The 19,466-nt window shown below is 77.6% G+C and carries 2 protein-coding genes; both read left to right on the forward strand.

Annotated elements, in window-relative coordinates:
* Nucleotides 1-8,211: type I polyketide synthase (locus DEH69_RS13110; protein ID WP_113687129.1), on the forward strand; the 8,211-nt coding region annotated here is incomplete at its 5' end.
* A 95-nt stretch (nt 8,212-8,306) separates the two neighbouring features.
* On the forward strand, nt 8,307-19,451 hold the full coding sequence (locus tag DEH69_RS13115) for a type I polyketide synthase (protein ID WP_113687130.1): 11,145 nt from the start codon (nt 8,307-8,309) through the stop codon (nt 19,449-19,451).
* The last annotated feature ends 15 nt before the right edge of the window (nt 19,452-19,466 follow it).

Raw genomic sequence — 19,466 nt, forward strand, 5'->3', positions numbered from 1 at the left:
GGCCACGCCGTCGACCTGCCCACCTACGCCTTCCAGCACCGCCGCTACTGGCTCGTCGACGAGAGCACCCCCGCCGATGCCGCCCTGGCGGGCCTGGGCGCCGCCGACCATCCGCTGCTCGGCGCCGCCATGTCCCTGGCCAGCGGCGCGGCCACCGTGCTCACCGGTCGCTGGTCCCTCGCCAGCCACCCCTGGCTGGCCGACCACGCCGTGCGCGGCACCGTGCTCGTCCCCGGGACCGCCTTTGTCGAGCTGGCCACCCGCGCCAGCGACGAGGTCGGCTGCGGCCTCGTCGAAGAACTCACCCTGAGCACACCCCTGTTGATGCCCGAGACCGGCGCCGTCGACCTCCAGGTCGTCGTCGGAGCGCCCGACGGCGAGGGCCGCCGCCCCCTGGACATCTACGCCAGGCCCTCCGACGCCGGACCCGACACGGCCTGGACGCCGCACGGCACCGGAACCCTGGCCGACGACGCCCCCGCCCCCGCGTTCGACCTGCGCGCCTGGCCGCCCGACGGCGCGACGCGCGTCCCCCTCGACGGCTTCTACCCCGCCCTGGCCGAGCGCGGCTACGACTACGGCCCGGCGTTCCAAGGGCTGCGGGCGGTATGGCGGCGCGGGGACGAGACCTTCGCCGAGGTCGCCGCCGACGCCGTGGACCCCGTCGGCTATCTCCTCCACCCCGCGCTCCTCGACACCGGCCTGCACGCCGCGCTGGCCACCACCCTCGCCGGGGCGGGCGTGGGGGAGCGCGGCAACCGGCTGCCGTTCTCCTGGCGCGGCGTCGCCGTGCACGCGACCGGCGCGGGCGAGCTGCGCGTGCGGCTCGCCCCCGCGGGCCCCGACGGCACCGACCTCACGGTGACCGTCGGCGACGCGAAGGGCGCCCCCGTGGCCACCGTCGACACCCTCGCCACTCGTGAACTGCCCCACGAACACGCGGCGGTGAACGGAGGCGGCGCAACGGGCGACGCCCTCTTCCACGTCGACTGGACGCCCGCCCCCGCGAAGGAGACCACCGCCGCACCCGCCGTTCTCCACCCCGTCGAACTCCTCGACGAACGCGGCCTGTTGGCGGCGCTCGACCGGCTCGCCGCCCAACGGCCGCTGCCCGACGCCGTAATGGTCGCCTGCCCCTCGCCCGGCGAGGCGACGGGCCCCGCGCCCAAGCGGGTCAGGGCCGTGCTGGAGCCGCTGACCCGGCTGCTGCGCCACTGGCTCGCCGACGAGCGGTTCGCCGCGTCGCGGCTCGTCGTCACCACCCGGGGCGCGGTCCCCGCGGGCACGGGCGACGCCGACCCGCTGCAAGCTCCCGTGTGGGGCCTGGTGCGCGCCGCGCGCGCCGAGCACCCCGACCGGCTGGTCCTCGCCGACCTCGACCCGGCCGCCGACACCGCGGAGGCGGCCGACCTCGGCGCCGGACTCGCCCTGGACGAGCCGGAGTTCGCCCTGCGCGACGGCGCCGTCCTAGTGCCGCGGCTGGCCCGCGCCGACACCACCGACGACCGGCCGCCCGCCGCCTTCGGCACCGGCGCCGTCCTCGTCACCGGCGCGGCCGGAACGCTCGGCGCCCTCGTCGCCCGCCACCTGGTCACCGACCACGGCGTGCGCGAGCTGATCCTCGTCGGCCGCTCCGGCGTACCCGCCGACCAGATCGCCGAGTTGGCGGAGCTGGGCGCCACCGTCCACGCCAGGGCGTGCGACGCCGCCGACCGCGACGCCCTCGCGGCCCTCATCGCCGACGCCCGCGCCCCGCTGACCGGCGTCGTCCACGCCGCGGGAGCGCTCGACGACGGGCTCATCGCCGACCTCACGCCCGACCGGCTCGACGCGGTGCTGCGCCCCAAGGCGGACGCCGCCTGGCACCTCCACGAGCTGACCCGTGACGCGGACCTCTCGGCGTTCGTCCTCTTCTCCTCCGCCTCCGGCGTCCTCGGCAACGCGGGACAGGCCAACTACGCGGCGGCCAACGCCTTTCTCGACGCCCTCGCCCACCGCAGGCGGACCCTCGGCCTGCCCGCGCAGTCCCTCGCCTGGGGCCTGTGGGCCCCCACCAGCGCCCTCACCGGCCGCCTCGGCGACGCCGACCTGGCCCGCCTCACCCGCCTCGGCGTCCTGCCCATGACCGCGCCCCAGGGCCTCGCTCTCCTCGACGCCGCACTGGCCTGCGGCGCCCCCGCGCTGGTCCCCGCCCGCCTCGACCTCACCGCCCCACGCGACACCGAGCCACGGGCGTTGCTGCGCGGCCTCGTCAGAGCCAGACCCCGGCGCAGGACCGCTGCCACCACCGCCATCGCCGCCACCATCACCACCGCCACCATCACCACCGCCACCATCACCACCGCCACCAGCGGCGACGCCGACGACGGCCTCGCCCGCCGCCTCGCCGCGATGGACGAGCGGGCCGCACTCGCCCACCTCGGCGCGCTCGTGCGGGCCGAGGTCGCCACCGTGCTCGGCCACGCCGAGCTGCCCCAGGGCGACGCCGAACGCCCCTTCAGGGACCTGGGGTTCGACTCCCTCACGGCCGTCGAGCTGCGCAACCGCCTCTCCGCCGCCACAGGGCTCAGGCTCCCCGCCACCCTCGTCTTCGACCACCCACGGCCCCGCGCCCTCGTCCACTTTCTGCGCGCCCAACTCGCGGGCGGACAGCGGGACATCCCCGATGCCCCCACCCCCGGCGCCGCCGCGCCCGCCGAGGAGCCCATCGCCATCGTCGCCATGAGCTGCCGCTACCCGGGCGGAGTCGAGACCCCCGAGGACCTGTGGCGCCTGGTCGCCTCGGGCGCCGACGTCATCGACGAGGCTCCACGCGACCGCGGCTGGGACCTCGCCTCCCGCTACGACCCCACCCCGGGCGTGCCGGGGCGCACCTACGTCACCCGCGGCGGATTCCTGCGCGGGCACGCGGAGTTCGACGCCGAGCTGTTCGGCGTCTCGCCCCGCGAGGCCCTGGCGATGGACCCCCAGCAGCGGCTGCTGCTCCAGACCGCGTGGGAGGCGTTCGAACGCGCCGGGCTCGACCCCTCCTCGCTGCGCGGCTCCCGCACCGGCGTGTTCGCCGGGCTCATGTACCACGACTACGGCACCCGGCTGCGCGCCGTGCCCGAGGACGTCGAGGGCTACCTCGGCAACGGCACCGCGGGCAGCGTCGCCTCGGGCCGCGTCGCCTATACGTTCGGCCTCGAAGGACCGGCCGTCACCGTCGACACCGCCTGCTCGTCCTCCCTGGTCGCGCTGCACCTGGCCATCGGGGCGCTGCGGCGCGGCGAGTGCTCGCTCGCGCTGGCCGGGGGAGTGACCGTCATGTCGTCGGTCGGCACCTTCCTTGAGTTCAGCCGCCAGCGGGCCATCGCGCCCGACGCCCGCTGCAAGGCGTTCTCCGCCGAGGCCGACGGCGCCGGATTCGCCGAGGGCGCGGGGCTGTTGCTCGTCGAACGCCTCTCCGACGCCCGGCGCAACGGCCACCCCGTGCTCGCCGTCGTCCGCGGCTCGGCCGTCAACCAGGACGGCGCTTCCAACGGCATGACCGCCCCCAGCGGCCCCGCCCAGCAGGGCGTGATCCGCGCCGCTCTCGCCGACGCCCGCCTCACGCCCGGGCAGGTGGACGCCGTCGAGGCCCATGGCACGGGAACGCCCCTGGGCGACCCCATCGAGGCGGGCGCCCTGCTGGCCACCTACGGCCAGGACCGCAAGGACCAACGCCCCCTCGCCATCGGCACGTTGAAGTCCAACATCGGCCATGCCCAGGCCGCGGCCGGGGTCGGCGGCGTCATCAAGATGGTGATGGCGCTGCGCGAGGAGCTGCTGCCGCCCACCCTCCACGCCGAACGCCCCTCGCCCCACATCGACTGGGCCGCGGGCAGCGTCCGCCTGCTCACCGACCCCACCCCCTGGCCCCGGGGCGATGCGCCCCGCAGGGCCGGGGTCTCCTCCTTCGGCGTGAGCGGCACCAACGCCCACGTGATCCTCGAAGAGGCCCCGCCCGCCCAGGAGGTGACCGAGCCGGAGCCGGAGGGGGCCGACCCGGTCGTGCCCTGGGTCCTCTCCGCCGCGACTCCCACCGGGCTGCGCGCCCAGGCCGAGCGGCTGCGCGACCACCTGGCCAGGCACCCGGGCCCGCGCCCCCTCGACATCGCCCACTCGCTGGCCACCACCCGCGCCGCGCTGGAGCACCGCGCCGTGGTCACCGGCGCCGACCTGCCCGAACTCCTCGCCGGACTCGAGGCGTTGACCCTCACCGGGGCGGTCTCCCGCGGCCGAGGCAAGGTGGCGTTCCTCTTCCCGGGCCAGGGCGCCCAGCGCCCCGGCACGGGCCGCGAACTCCACGCGGCCTTCCCCGCGTTCGCCGAGGCGTTCGACGCGGCGCTCGCCGCGCTCGGCGCTTCCATGGACGCCGAACGGCTGCGCGCCGCCCTGTGGGGCGACGACCCGGACGCGCTCGACCGCACCGAGGTGGCGCAGCCCGCGCTGTTCGCGGTCGGCGTCGCGCTCGCCCGGCTGCTCGAATCCTGGGGTGTCGTCCCCGAGTTGCTGGCCGGGCACTCGGTCGGCGAGCTCGCCGCCGCCCACCTCGCCGGGGTCATCGACCTGCCCACCGCCGCACGCCTGGTCGCCGCGCGCGGCCGCCTCATGGGCCAACTCGACGGCGACGCGGGCGAGATGGTGGCGGTCGAGGCCCCCGAGGCCGAGGCCCGCGCCCACCTCGTCCCCGGAGTCGACCTGGCCGCGGTCAACGGCCCCACCTCCGTCGTGCTCTCCGGCGAGCGCCACGCCGTGCGCCAAGTCGCGGACCACTTCGCCCGCCTCGGGCGGCGCACCAAGCGGCTGCGCGTCAGCCACGCGTTCCACTCGCCGCTCATGGAGCCCGCCCTCGACGCCCTGCACGCCGTGGCCGCCGACCTCACCTACGCACCGCCGCGCGTTCCGCTGATCTCCGGGCTCACCGGCGGCCCGGTCGGCGACGAGGCGTGCCGACCGGAGTTCTGGGTGCGGCACGTCCGCGAGCCCGTGCGGTTCGGGGATGCCGCCCGCGCCCTGTACGAGGCGGGCGCGCGCACGTTCCTCGACCTCGGCTCCCCCGGCGACCTCGCCGCCCTCGCGCACCGCGCCCTCGACGGGCTCGTGGGCGGCGTCGAGGCGGCGTCGCTGCCGGTGCTGCGCGGCCCGGGCGCTCCCGGCGCTCCCGGTGGTCCCGACCGCCCCCGCGGGCCCGGAGGCGAGCGCCGCGCGGTGATCGCGACGGCCGGGGCCCTGTTCACCCGCGGCGTCCCCGTGGACTTCGCGCCCCTGCTCGCCGGTGGCCGACGCGTCGAGCTGCCCACCTACGCGTTCCAGCGCACCCGGTACTGGCTCGAACCTGACGGCGCCGCGGGGGACGTGGCCGCCGTCGGCCTCACGCCCGCCGACCATCCGCTCCTGGGCGCCGCGGTGGGCCTGCCGGAGTCCGAAGGGCACCTGTTCACCGGGCGGCTCGCCCTCGGCACCCACGGCTGGCTCGCCGACCACGCCGTGCACGGCGCCACGCTGCTGCCCGGCACCGCGTTCCTTGAACTCGCCCTGCACGCGGGCCGGTCGCTCGACTGCGCCCGCGTCGCCGAACTCACCCTGGAGACGCCCCTGGTGCTGCCCGAACGCGGCGGCGTCCACCTCAGGCTCACCGCCGCGGCCCCCGACGCCGACGGGGCGCGCCAGCTGACCGTGCACTCCCGCCCCGACGACGACCAGGACGCCCCCTGGACCCGGCACGCCACGGGCCGCCTCGCCCCCGACGCCGCCGAGCCACCCGACCCCGCCGACCCACGCGCCCCCTGGCCGCCCCCCGGCGCCAAGCCCGTCCCCCTCACCGGCCTCCACGACCGGCTCGACGCGGCGGGCCTCTCCTACGGCCCCGCCTTCCGCGGCCTGCACGCCGTGTGGCGGCGCGGCCACGAGATCCTCGCCGAGGTCATGCCACCCGAGGAATCAGCCCCTGACACCCACGCGTTCGGCCTCCACCCCGCTCTCCTGGACGCCGCCCTGCGCGCCGTCGGCGCCGCCGCGGGGCCCGAAGCCGCGCGGCTGCCGTTCTCCTGGAACGGCGTGACCCTGCACACCGCGGGGGCCGCCGCGCTGCGGGTGCGGCTCACCCCCGAGGGACCGGGCGCCTGGTCCGTGCGCGCCACCGATGCGCGCGGCGTTCCCGTGCTGTCCGCCGACGCCCTGGCCACCCGCCCCGTCACCGCGGCCCGCATCGACGCCGCGCGTGGCGGGGCGCGGCCCGAACTGCTCCAGATGGAGTGGGCCGAGCTGCCCGTTCCGCCGCCCGGCGACGCCGCGTTCCGCTGCGCGGACATCGGCGGCCTGCGGCGCGCCCTGGACGCCGGGGCGCCGCTGCCGCCCGTCGTCCACCTGCCGCTCGGCGGACGGCCCGTTGAGGAAACCCTGTTCAACGCGCTGACCGCGCTCAAGGAGTGGCTGGCAGACCGGCGATTCGCCGCCTCACGCCTGGTGCTCGTCACCTCGGGCGCCGTCGCGACCGGCCCCGACGACGAGCTGACCGACCCCGCGGGGGCGGCCGTTCGCGGCCTGGCCCGCTCCGCGGCGACCGAGCACCCCGGGCGGCTCGTCATCGCCGACGTCGACGACCCCGGCGACGCCGAAGGAACGGCCAAGGCCGCCGCACTCGCCGCCGCGAGCGGCGAGCTTGAGGTCGCCGTCCGCGCGGGACGGCTGCTCGCCCCCAGGCTCGCCCCCGCGCCCGCGCGCCCGGCGCCCGCCGCACCCGCGCCCGACGACGCCCCCGACGACGCCCCCAACGGCGCGCTCACCGCCGCGCGTTGGGACCCCGAGGGCACCGTGCTGATCACCGGCGCGGGCGGCGCCATCGGCCGCCACATCGCCCGGCACCTCGCCACCGCCCACGGCGTGCGGCACCTGCTGCTCCTCGGCCGCCGCGGCGCCGCCACCCCCGGCGCCGACGCCCTGACCGCCCAGCTCGCCGCCGCCGGAGCCAGCACCACCTGGGCCGCGTGCGACGCCGCCGACCGCGGCGCCCTCGCCGCCGCCCTCGCCGCCGTGCCCCCCGACCGGCCGCTGCGCGGCGTCGTCCACGCGGCGGGCGTCCTCGCCGACGGCGTGATCACCGCCCTCACCGGCGAACGCCTCGCCGAGGCTCTGCGCCCCAAGGTCGCCGCGGCCCGCCACCTCGACGACCTCACCGCGGACGCGAAGCTCTCCGCGTTCGTGCTGTTCTCCTCCGCCGCCGGGCTGTTCGGCTCGGCGGGGCAGGGCGGCTACGCCGCCGCCAACGCCTACCTCGACGCCCTCGCCACCCGGCGCCGCGCCCGCGGCCTGCCCGGACTCTCCCTGGCCTGGGGCCTGTGGGACGGCGGCACCAACGGCGCCGGACCTGAGCAGGGCGACGGTGCGGGCGGCATGGGCGCCACCCTCGGCGCCACGGAGCTACGCCGCCTCACCAGGACCGGCGTCGGCGCCCTCACCCCCACCGAGGCGCTGACCCTGTTCGACGCCGCGTGCGCCTCCACCGCACCCGTCCTGGCACCACTGCGCCTCGAACCCGCCGCGCTCCGCGCCGCCGTTCGCGCAGGGGAGGCCGAAGTCCCGCCGCTGCTCAGGGCGTTGGTGCCCATCCCCGGACGCGTCACGGGCACGCCGCGCGCCCAGGGGCCGAGGGACCTCACCGACCGGCTCGCCGGGCTCCCCGAGGCCGAGCGCGACCGCGTCGTGCTCGAGGCGGTGCGACGCGACGTCGCCGCTGTCCTCGGCCATGGCAGGCCCGAGACCGTCGAGCCCCAACGCGCCTTCAAGGACGTCGGGTTCGACTCCCTTGCCGCCGTCGAGCTGCGCAACCGGCTGAGCAGGGCCACCGGCCTCACCCTCGACGCCTCCCTCGTCTTCGACCACCCCACCCCCGCCGCCGTCGCCGCCCATCTGCGCACCCTGCTGCTGCCCCGACCCCGCGGCACCCACGGCACGACCGATCCCCTGACGGCCCAACTCGACCGCCTGGAAGCCGCCTTGGCCGCGCTCGACCAGGACGACATCGCCCGCCTCGGCGTCCTGCCCCGGCTCCGCGATGTCCTGACCCGCTACGGCAACGCCGCCCCCGGCATCGCCGCGCCGGACGGCGCCCCGCTCGCCGACCGGCTCCAACAGGCCACCGACGAACAGCTGTTCAGCATGGTCGACCAGGACCTCGGCATCGACTGAGACCAACCGACGCATCGAACAGCCGATGCATCGAACGACCGACGCATCGAACCAACAAGGACCAAGGACCCCAACCACCGAAGACGGCGGGCGCGATGAGCAACGAAGAGAAGTTCCGCGACTACCTGAAGCGCGTCATGGCCGAGCTCGACCAGACCAGGCGCCGCCTCGCCGAGGTCGAGGGCGCCGCCCACGAGCCCATCGCCGTGGTCGCCATGGCCTGCCGCTTCCCCGGCGGCGTGCGCTCGCCCGAGGACCTGTGGGCGCTGCTCGAACGCCGCGGCGACGCCATCACCCCGTTCCCCGAGGACCGCGGCTGGGACCTCGACGCGCTGCGCGCCCTCGACCCCGGCACCCCCGGCGCCTCCACCGCGCACGAGGGCGGATTCCTGCACGACGCGGGCGAGTTCGACCCCGCGTTCTTCGGGATCTCGCCGCGCGAGGCCCTGGCCACCGACCCCCAGCAACGCCTGCTGCTCGAGACCGCGTGGGAGGCGTTCGAACGCGCCGGGATCGACCCCGCCACCCTCCGCGGCTCCCGCACCGGCGTCTTCGCGGGCGTCATGTACCACGACTACGGCTCGGGCGCCGCCCAGCCGCCGCCCGGCGTCGAGGGCTACCTCGGCAACGGCACCGCGGGCAGCGTCGCCTCGGGCCGCGTCGCCTACACGTTCGGCCTCGAAGGCCCCGCCGTCACCGTCGACACCGCCTGCTCCTCCTCCCTGGTCGCCCTGCACTGGGCCTGCCAGGCGCTGCGCCGCGACGAGTGCTCCCACGCCCTGGCAGGCGGCGTCACCGTGATGGCGACGCCCGAGACGTTCGTGGAGTTCAGCAGGCAGCGCGGCCTCGCGCCCGACGGCCGCTGCAAGCCCTACGCCGACGCGGCCGACGGCACCGGCTGGGGCGAGGGCGCCGGACTCCTCCTGCTGCGGCGGCTCTCCGACGCCCGCCGCGACGGCCAGCCCGTACTGGCCGTCATCCGCGGCTCCGCCGTCAACTCCGACGGCGCGTCCAACGGCCTCACCGCACCCAACGGCCCCTCCCAACGCCGCGTCATCCGCGCCGCGTTGACCGACGCCGGACTCGCCCCCCACCAGGTGGACCTGGTCGAGGGACACGGCACGGGCACCGCGCTCGGCGACCCCATCGAGGCCGGTGCGCTGCTCGCCACCTACGGCCACGACCGCGGCCCCGACAACCCCCTGTGGCTCGGCTCGGTCAAGTCGAACCTCGGCCACACCCAGGCCGCCGCCGGGGTCGCGGGCGTCATCAAGGCCGTGCTCGCCCTGCGCCACGCCCGCATGCCCGCCACCCTCCACATCGACCGGCCCTCGCCCCGTGTCGACTGGGCGGCGGGCGCCGTCCGGCTGCTCACCGAGGCCAGGAACTGGAACGCCGAAGAGCCGCGCCGCGCCGCCGTCTCGTCGTTCGGCATCAGCGGCACCAACGCCCATGTCGTCATCGAACAGGCCCCTCGGGCTCCTCAGGCCACGCCCGAGAAGCACGGAGCCGACGAGAAGCACGGAGCCGACGAGAAGCACGGAGCCGACGAGAACCGCGCCAGGGCCCGGCCCGTGCCCTGGCTGCTCTCCGGCGCCTCCGAGGCCGCGCTGCGCGCCCAGGCCCGCAGGCTCCTCGCCCACGCCACCGCTCACCCCGGCACCCCGCCCGCCGCCCTCGGCCACGCCCTGGCCACCGGAAGGGCGACGCTCGACCACCGCGCCGCCGTGCTGGCCCCCGACCGCGACGGCCTGCTCGACGGCCTCGCGGCCCTCGCCGACGACCGCCCCGCCCCCGGTCTCGTGACCGGGCGCGCGGCCCCGGGATCCGGCGGCAGGCCCGTGTTCGTCTTCCCGGGCCAGGGCTCCCAGTGGGCCGGAATGGCCGCCCAACTCCTCGACACCACACCCGCGTTCGCCCAGGCGATCGACGACTGCGCCGCCGCGCTCGCGCCCCACACCGACTGGTCGCTCACCGACGTGCTGCGCGGCGCGGACGGCGCGCCACCGCTCGACCGCGTCGACGTCGTGCAGCCCGCGCTGTTCGCCGTCATGGTCTCCCTCGCCGCCCTGTGGCGCGCCCACGGCGTCGAACCCGGCGCCGTCGTCGGCCACTCCCAGGGCGAGATCGCCGCCGCCTGCGTCGCGGGCGCCCTCTCCCTCGACGACGCCGCCCGCGTGGTCGCCCTGCGCTCCCGCGCCCTGCGCCGCCTGACCGGGCGCGGCGGCATGCTCACCCTCGCCCTCCCCGCGGCCGACGTGCCCGGACTGCTCGCGCCCTGGCACCGGCACCTGGCCATCGCCGCCGTCAACGGCCCCTCCACCGTGGTCATTTCGGGAGACGGCGACGCCCTGGACGCGCTGGGCGCCGCCGCCGAGGAACGCGGCGTGCGGGCCCGGCGCGTCCCGGTGGACTACGCGTCACACTGCGCGCACGTCGAGGCCGTCCAGGCGACCCTGCTGACCGAGCTGGCCGGGATCGCCCCGCGCCCCGCCACGGTGCCGTTCCACTCCACCGTCACCGGCGAGGCGTTCGACACCACCGGGCTCGACGCCGCCTACTGGTACCGCAACCTGCGCGGCACCGTCCGCTTCGACGCCGCCGTGCGGTCGCTGCTCGACGCGGGCTTCTCCGCGTTCATCGAGGTCAGCCCCCACCCCGTGCTCACCGCCGCCCTCGGGGACACCGCCGAGGACGTCGCCGGGAACACCGCGGGGGGCACCGGTGAGGACGGCGGCGCCCCGGCCGTCGTCGTCGGCTCGCTGCGGCGCGGCCAGGGCGGCCCCGAACGCTTCCTGGCGTCGCTCGCCGACGCACACGTCCACGGCGTGCCCGTCGACTGGACCCGCGCGTTCCCGGGCGGGGCCGCCGACCCCGCCGTGCGCGCGGCCCTCCCCACCTACGCCTTCCAACGCGCCCGCTACTGGCTGGAGTCCACGGGAGCCCTGGACGCCCGCGACGCCGCCGCACGGCTGGGCCAGCGGGCCGCGGACCACCCGCTGCTCGGCGCCGTGGTGACCCTCGCCGACGCCGAAGGGCTGCTGATGACCGGCCGCCTCGCGCTGCGCGGCCACCCGTGGCTCGCCGACCACGCCGTGCTCGGCCGCCCGGTGCTGCCGGGGACGGCGTTCGTCGAGCTGGCACTGCGCGCGGGCGAGGCCGCGGGCTGCGACCACCTCACCGAACTCACCCTGGAAACCCCCCTGGTGCTGCCCGAGCGCGGCGGAGTCCGGGTGCGGGTGACCGTAGGCGCCCCCGACGCGGCAGGGCGGCGGCCCGTGGCCGTGCACGCCCAGCACGAGCACGCCCAGCACGAGCACGCCGATGAGCACGCCTCCGGGGGTGCCGATGGGCGTGCCGGGGGCGCCGATGGGAGCGCCGATGGGGGTGCCCATGAGCACGCCGACGGGGGTGACGCCCCCTGGACCCGGCACGCGGTGGGCGAGCTGGCGACGTTCGCCGGGCCGCCCGTCGGCGACCTGACCGCCTGGCCGCCGCCGGGCGCCACGGAGGTGGCGACGGCCGGTATCCATGAGCGGCTCGCCGCCGGTGGCCTCACCTACGGCCCGGCCTTCCGGGGGCTTGCGGCCGCGTGGCGGCGCGGCGACGAGGTGTTCGCCGAGGTCGCACTCGGCGAGGACGAACGCGGCGACGCGGCCCGCTTCGGCCTGCACCCGGCACTCCTCGACGCCGCCCTGCACGCCGGGGCCCCGGCCGACGGCGACGCCCCAGGGCTTCCGTTCTCCTGGAGCGGCGTCACCCGGCACGCCACCGGCGCGGCCGCACTGCGGGTGCGGCTTGCGCCCATGGCGGGGAGAGCGCTCTCTGTGCTGGCCGCCGACCCGTCAGGGGCGCCGGTGCTCTCGGTGGACGCGCTCGTCGCCCGCCCTCTCACCGCCGACCAACTCGACGCCGCGACACGCCCGAACGCCGCCGACTGCCTCTACCGCATCGCCTGGCGCGCCCTGTCCACCGCGTCGGCACCCGACGCCGAGCGCGGACGGTGGGCCGCGATCGGCCCCGACCCCGCCCCACCCGGCTGGCCCGTCGAAGCCCACCCCGACCTCGCCGCCATGGCCTCGGCCCTCGACGGCGCAACGCCACCCGAGGCAGTCCTGGCACCTTTCGCCCCGGGGGCCCGCTCGGCGGGGGAGGCGCCGGGGGAAGCCATGGGGGAGGCCCTGGGCGGAGCGGCGAGGAGAGCAGCGGGGAGAGCGCTCTCCCTGGTGCGCGAGTGGCTGGCGGACCCCCGCTGGCAGAGTTCGCGGCTGGTGTTCCTGACGCGCGGCGCGGTCGCCGCCGCCCCGGGCGACCGCGTCGACGACCCCGCGTCGGCGGCCGTGTGGGGCCTGCTGCGTGCCGCGGAGGCCGAGCATCCCGGCCGGTTCGCCCTGCTCGACCTGGACGGTGACGCCCCGCCCGCCCTCCCGGCCCTGGCCGCTGCGTTGGCCGCCGACGAGCCCCAACTGGCCTTGCGTGGTGGCACGTTGCTCGTCCCCCGCCTGGGCCCCGCCGTCCCCGCGCCCCAACACCCGGGATCCGCCTGGGACTCGGCTGGCACCGTGCTGCTCACCGGCGCCACCGGCACGCTCGGCGGGCTCGTGGCCCGCCACCTGGTCGCGCGACACGGCGTGCGGCACCTGCTGCTGATCGGCCGCCAGGGCCCCGACGCGCCGGGCGCCGACCGCCTCACCGCCGAGCTCACCGCCCTGGGCGCCACCGTGACGCTCGCCGCCTGCGACGCCGCCGACCGGAGAGCGCTCTCCACCCTGCTGGACGCCATCCCCGCCGCTCACCCCTTGACCGCCGTCGTGCACGCCGCCGGGGTCCTCGACGACGGCGTGGTCGAGACCCTCACCCCCGAACGCCTCGACGCCGTGCTGCGGCCCAAGGCCGACGCCGCTCTCGCCCTCCACGACCTCACGCGGGACGCCGACCTGTCCGCGTTCGTGCTCTTCTCCTCCGCCGCGGGCACCCTCGGCGGCGCGGGGCAGGCCAACTACGCGGCGGCCAACGCCTTTCTCGACGCCCTCGCCGCCCACCGCCGCGCCCTCGGCCTGCCCGCGCAGTCCCTCGCCTGGGGATTCTGGAGCCGACGCAGCGCCATGACGGGCCACCTCGGCGAGGACGACGTGCGACGGATGCGCCGGGGCGGCGTCGCCGGGCTCGACGACGCCGAAGGGCTCGCCCTGTTCGACGCCGCGCCCGCCACCGGCGAGGCGGCCGTCCTGCCGCTGCGCCTCGACCCCGCAGCCCTGCGCGCCAACGCCGCCGCCACCGGGGCCGTTCCGCCCCTCCTTCGCGACCTCGTGCGCGCCCCGGCGCGCCGCGCCGCAACGGCGCTCGCCGAGACCCCGGGCGGGACGCCCCCGTGGCGGCTCGCCGGGCTGTCCGAGGCCGACCGCGCGGCCGCCCTGCTCGACCTGGTCCGCTCCCACGCCGCCGCCGTTCTCGGCCACCCCACCCGGGACGCCGTCGAACCCCGCCGCGCCTTCCGGGAGTTGGGCGTCGACTCGCTCACCGCGGTCGAGCTGCGCAACGCCCTCAACACCGCCACAGGGCTGCGGCTGCCCCCCACCCTGGTCTTCGACCACCCCACCCCCGCCGCCCTCGCCCACCACCTCACCACCCTGCTGACCGGCACGAGCGACACGGCCGTCACCGCCGCCCCGCCCCCGCCCGCGGCCCCCGTCACCGCCCCCGTCACCGCCCCCGACGAGCCGATCGCCGTCGTCGCCATGGGCTGCCGCTACCCCGGCGGCGTCCACACGCCCGAGGAGCTGTGGGAGCTGCTCGACCGCGGCGGCGACGCCATCACCCCCTTCCCCGACGACCGCGGCTGGAACGTCGCCCGCCTGCACGACCCCGACCCCGACGCCGTGGGCCACAGCACCACCCGGCACGGCGGATTCCTCGAAGGGGCGGGCGAGTTCGACCCCGCGTTCTTCGGGATCTCGCCGCGCGAGGCCCTGGCCATGGACCCCCAGCAACGCCTGCTCCTCGAGACCGCGTGGGAGGCGTTCGAACGCGCCGGGATCGAGCCGAGGACGGCCCATGGCAGCAGAACCGGCGTCTTCGCCGGGGTCATGTACCACGACTACGGCAGCCACCGCGCCCCCGACGGCGGCCCCGGGACGCCGAGCGCCGGAAGCGTCGTCTCGGGCCGCGTCGCCTACGCCCTCGGGCTCGAAGGCCCGGCCGTCACCGTCGACACCGCGTGCTCGTCGTCGCTGGTCGCCCTGCACCTGGCGGCGGGCGCCCTGCGGCGCGGCGAGTGCGACCTGGCGCTCGCGGGCGGGGTGACGGTGATGGCCACGCCCAGCCTGTTCGTGGAGTTCAGCAGGCAACGCGCCCTGTCACCCGACGGCCGCTGCCGGGCGTTCGCCGCGGGCGCCGACGGCACCGGGTTCGCCGAGGGCGCGGGCGTCCTGCTGCTCGCGCGGCTCTCCGACGCCCGGCGCGACGGGCTGCCCGTGCTGGCCGTCATCCGCGGCTCGGCCGTCAACTCCGACGGCGCATCCAACGGCCTCACCGCGCCCAACGGCCCCGCGCAGCGCAAGGTGATCCGCGCCGCGCTGGCCGACGCCGGACTCGCCCCTGGCGACGTGGACGCCGTCGAGGCCCACGGCACGGCAACCGCGCTCGGCGACCCCATCGAGGCACAGGCCCTGATCGACGTCTACGGAGCCGAACGCGACGCCGAACGCCCGCTGCTGCTCGGCTCGTTGAAGTCCAACATCGGCCACACCCAGGCCGCCGCCGGGGTCGCGGGCGTGCAGAAGATGGTCCTCGCCCTGCGCCACGGGAGGCTGCCCCGCACCCTGCACCTCGACGCGCCGTCCCCGCACGTCGACTGGGCTGCGGGCGCGGTGCGGCTGCTCGACGAGGCGGCCGACTGGCCCGCGACGGGGCGCCCCCGCAGGGCGGGCGTCTCGTCGTTCGGCCTCAGCGGAACGAACGCCCATCTGATCGTCGAACAGGCCCCGGACGAAGCGGAGTTGACCCGGGAATCCACCTCGGGGCCGACCCCGGAGCCGACTGCGGAGCCGGTCCCGGACGCGGCCCATCTGGCCCCCGAGGCGCCCCGCACCGACGCGCTCCCCTGGCTCGTCTCGGGCCGCACCCCCGCCGCGCTCGCCGCCCAGGCACGGCGGCTGCGCGACTGGGTGCGGCGCCACCCCGGCGCCCCGCCCGGCGGCGTCGCCTACGCGCTGGCCACCGCCCGCACCGCGTTCGAACACCGGGCCGTGGTGGTCGCTGGGGACGCGCGCGGGCGTGGGAGAGCGCTCTCCGCCCTCGCCCGCGGCGGAACGCCACCTCAGGGCACCACCGTCGGCCGGGTGAGCGAGGGGCGCACGGCGTTCCTCTTCCCCGGCCAGGGCAGCCAGCGCGCCGGGATGGGGCAGGGCCTGTACACGGCCGTGCCCGCCTACGCCGAGGCGTTCGACGAGGTCTGCGCACGGCTCGACGCCCACCTCGAACGGCCCCTGCGCGACGTGGTGTTCGCACCCCCCGGCTCGCCCGAGGGCGAACACCTCCAGAACACCGACATCGCCCAGTGCGCCCTCTTCGCCGTCGGCGTCGCCCTCCACCGGCTGCTCGCGAGCCTCGGCCCCGCCCCCGACGTCCTCGCCGGGCACTCGGTCGGAGAGCTGGCCGCCGCCCACGCCGCGGGCGTGCTGTCCCTGGACGACGCGTGCGCGCTGGTCGCCGCGCGCGGGCGGCTGATGGCGGCGCTGCCCCGGGGCGGGGCGATGATCGCGGTCCAGGCGGCCGAGGACGAGGTGGCGCCGCTGCTCGCCGACCGCGCGCACGAGATTGGCGTCGCCGCGGTCAACGGCCCCCGCGCCGTGGTCCTTTCGGGCACCGCGGGCGCGATCGACGAGATCGCGGAGCTGCTCGCCGAGCGCGGCGCCGGGACGAAGCGGCTGCGCGTCACCCACGCGTTCCACTCGCCGCTGATGGAACCGGCGCTCGCCGACTTCCGCCGCGCCGCCGAGAAGCTGACCTACGCCCCACCGCACACCCCCGTGCTGTCCTGCGTCACCGGGCGGCTCGCCGAAGCCGACGAGCTGGCGACGCCCGACTACTGGACCCGGCACATCCGCGCGACCGTGCGCTTCTCCGACGGCATCCGCCACCTGGCCGAGCACGGCGTGACCACAGGGCTCGAGCTCGGCCCCGACGGCGTGCTCTCCGCGCTGGCCCCGGAGAGCGCTCCCCAGACGGCGTTCGTCCCGCTGCTGCGGCCCGGGCGCGACGAGCCGGAGACGCTCTACGAGGCCCTCGCCCAGCTCCACGTCCGCGGCGGGGCCGTCGACTGGCCCGCCGCGCTCGCCGCCTGCGGCTGGCGCCCTGGACCGCCCGACCTGCCCGCCGCACTGCCCACCTACGCCTTCCAGCGCACCCGCTACTGGCTCACGTCGACCGGCGCGCCCGGCGGCGCCGCGTCCGACGGGGTGCGCCAGGTGCGCCACCCGCTACTCGACGGCGCCATCGAACTCGCGGGCGGCGACGGGAAGTTGCTCCTCCTGGGCGGTCTCTCCACCACCACCCACCCCTGGCTCGCCGACCACGCCATCGGCGGAACGCCCCTGCTGCCCGGCGCCGCACTGGCCGAGCTGGCCATCAGGGCGGGCGACGAGGCGGGGCTCGGCCGGGTCGAGGAGCTGACCCTGCGCGCACCCCTGCCGCTCCCCGACGGCGACGAGGTCCGCCTCCAGATCACCGTCGAGGCCCCCGACGCCTCGGGCGCCCGACCGTTCACCATCCATGCCCGCCCGGGGGACGACGGGCCCTGGACGGCCCACGCGGAGGGCCTGCTGGCCGCGCACGCCGCCGAGCCGCACCCGCCGAGCGCGAACGCCGCGAACCCGGTAGAAGCGGCGGCCAGTTGGCCGCCCGAGGGCGCCATCTCCGTCGACCTGGCGGGCGGTTATGACCGCCTGGCCGAGTCGGGCCTCGGCTACGGCCCCGCGTTCCGGGGGGTGCGCGCCGTGTGGCGGCGCGGCGACGAGGTCTTCGCCGAGGCCGCGCTGCCCGACGCGGCGGATGCGGCGGGTGCGGCGGCGGGAGAGCGCTTTCCCCTGCATCCCGCCCTCCTCGATGCCGCGCTGCACGGCCTTGCCTTCGCCGCCCCCGCGACCGGCGAGCGGCCGCGCCTGCCGTTCGCGCTGCGCGGCCTCGCCCTGCACCGCTCGGGCGCCACCGCGCTCCGCGTGCGGCTCGCCCCCGCGGGACCCGACGCGTTCTCGGCCGAACTCACCGACGAACACGGCACGTTGATCGGCTCCATCGCCTCGCTCACCCTGCGCGAGACGCCCATCGACCAACTCGCGGCCCTCCCCGGCCACCTCCGCTCCCTCCACCGGGTCGACTGGGTCCCCGCCCCCGCCGCCCCCGACGCCCTCGCGGAAACGGCCGACGCCCCCGCCCGCTGGGCGATCTGGGGCCCCGGCGACGGCCTGCCCCCCGAACTCGCCCCGGACGCCCCCCGGTTCCACAGCCTCGATCACATCCCCACCGCCGACGCTGTGTTGCTCGACCACCCCCACACGGAAACGCTCGAAGCGCCGCTCGCGGCACGGGCCGCGCTGGCCCGCGCGCTGGCGGCCGTCAAGGAGTGGCTGCGCGACGAACGCCTCCCCGATGCGCGGCTCGTCCTCGTCACCCGCGGCGCCATGGCGACCGACGGCACCGGCGCCGACCCCGTCGCCGCCGCCGTGTGGGGCCTGGTCCGCGCGGCGCGCGCCGAACGCCCAGGCCGCCTTGTCCTCCTCGACCTCGACCCCGACCCGGGCGGCCCGGCCCCCCGACCCGCCGAGCTGGCCTCGGCCCTAGCCGCGGGAGAGCCCGAAGTCGCCGTGCGCGGCGGCGCGTTGCTCGTCCCCCGGCTCACCGGGGCCCCCACGGAGCCCTCGGGCGAACCGGCGTTCGGCACCGGCTGGACCCTCGTCACCGGCGGCTCCGGCGCCCTCGCCCACGCCGTCGCCCGCCACCTGGTCGCCGCGCACCGCGTGCCGAGGATCGCCCTGGCCAGCAGGCGCGGCGCCGAGGGCACCCGGGCGCTCGCCGACGAACTCACCGCCGCGGGCGCCACGGTGCGGGTGGCCGCGTGCGACGTCGCCGACCGCGAGGCGCTCGCCCGCCTGCTCGCCGACCTCACCCGCGAGGCGCCGCTCACCGGCGTCGTCCACGCCGCGGGCGTCCTCGACGACGGCCTCATCGCCGACCTGACCCCCGAACGCCTCGACACCGTGCTGCGCCCCAAGGCCGACGGCGCCTGGCACCTCCACCACCTCACCCGCGACATGGGCCTGTCGGCGTTCGTGCTGTTCTCCTCCGCCGCCGGGGTGCTCGGCAACGCCGGACAGGGCGGCTACGCCGCGGCCAACGCCTTCCTCGACGCGCTGGCCGCCCACCGCCGCGCCCTCGGCCTGCCCGGCACCGCGCTCGCCTGGGGACTGTGGGCCCCCGAAGGCGGCATGGCCGCGGCCCTCGGCGAGGCGGACCGGCGCCGCATGGCGCGTTCGGGCGTCGAGGCGCTCCCGCCCGATGAGGGACTCGCCCTCCTCGACGCCGCCCTGGCCCACCACGACCGGCCGCTTCTCCTCCCGCTGCGCCTGAACGCCGCCGCCCTGCGCACCCTCGCGGCCGCCGACGAGCTGCCCCACGCGCTGCGCGCCCTCGTCCCCGGAGTGAGCCGGACGCGCGCCGAACGCCCCGGCGCCGGGGCGGCCGAGGCGCTGCGCCGCCGCCTGGCCGCACTGCGCGGACCCGACGCCGAACGCCTGCTGCTCGACCTGGTACGCGCCGAGGTCGCCGCCGTCCTCGGCCATGCCTCACCGGCGGACATCCCGCCCGACCGGGCGTTCAAGGAGCTGGGCTTCGACTCCCTCACCGCCGTCGAGCTGCGCAACCGCCTCGATGCCGCGAGCGGGTTGAGGCTGCCCGCCACCCTGGTCTTCGACCACCCCAACCCGGCCGCGTTGGCAGGGGAGTTGATGGACAGCCTGGCCCCGGAGCCACAGCCGGGCGACGACGCGGCCGAGCCGGGCGACGAGGACGTTCGGCGTGCCCTGGCCGCCATCCCCGTCTCCCGGCTGCGCGCCGCGGGGCTGCTTGGCACGCTGCTCGACCTCGCCGACGGCGAGGAAGCGCCCGGCGACCCGGGCGAAGACGCCACGGGCATCGACACGATGGACGCCGACGACCTGGTGCGGCTGGCGTTCGACGGATGAACGCGCCCTCGCGGG

The sequence above is a fragment of the Streptomyces sp. PT12 genome (genome assembly GCF_003311645.1).
Taxonomy (GTDB): Bacteria; Actinomycetota; Actinomycetes; order Streptomycetales; family Streptomycetaceae; genus Streptomyces.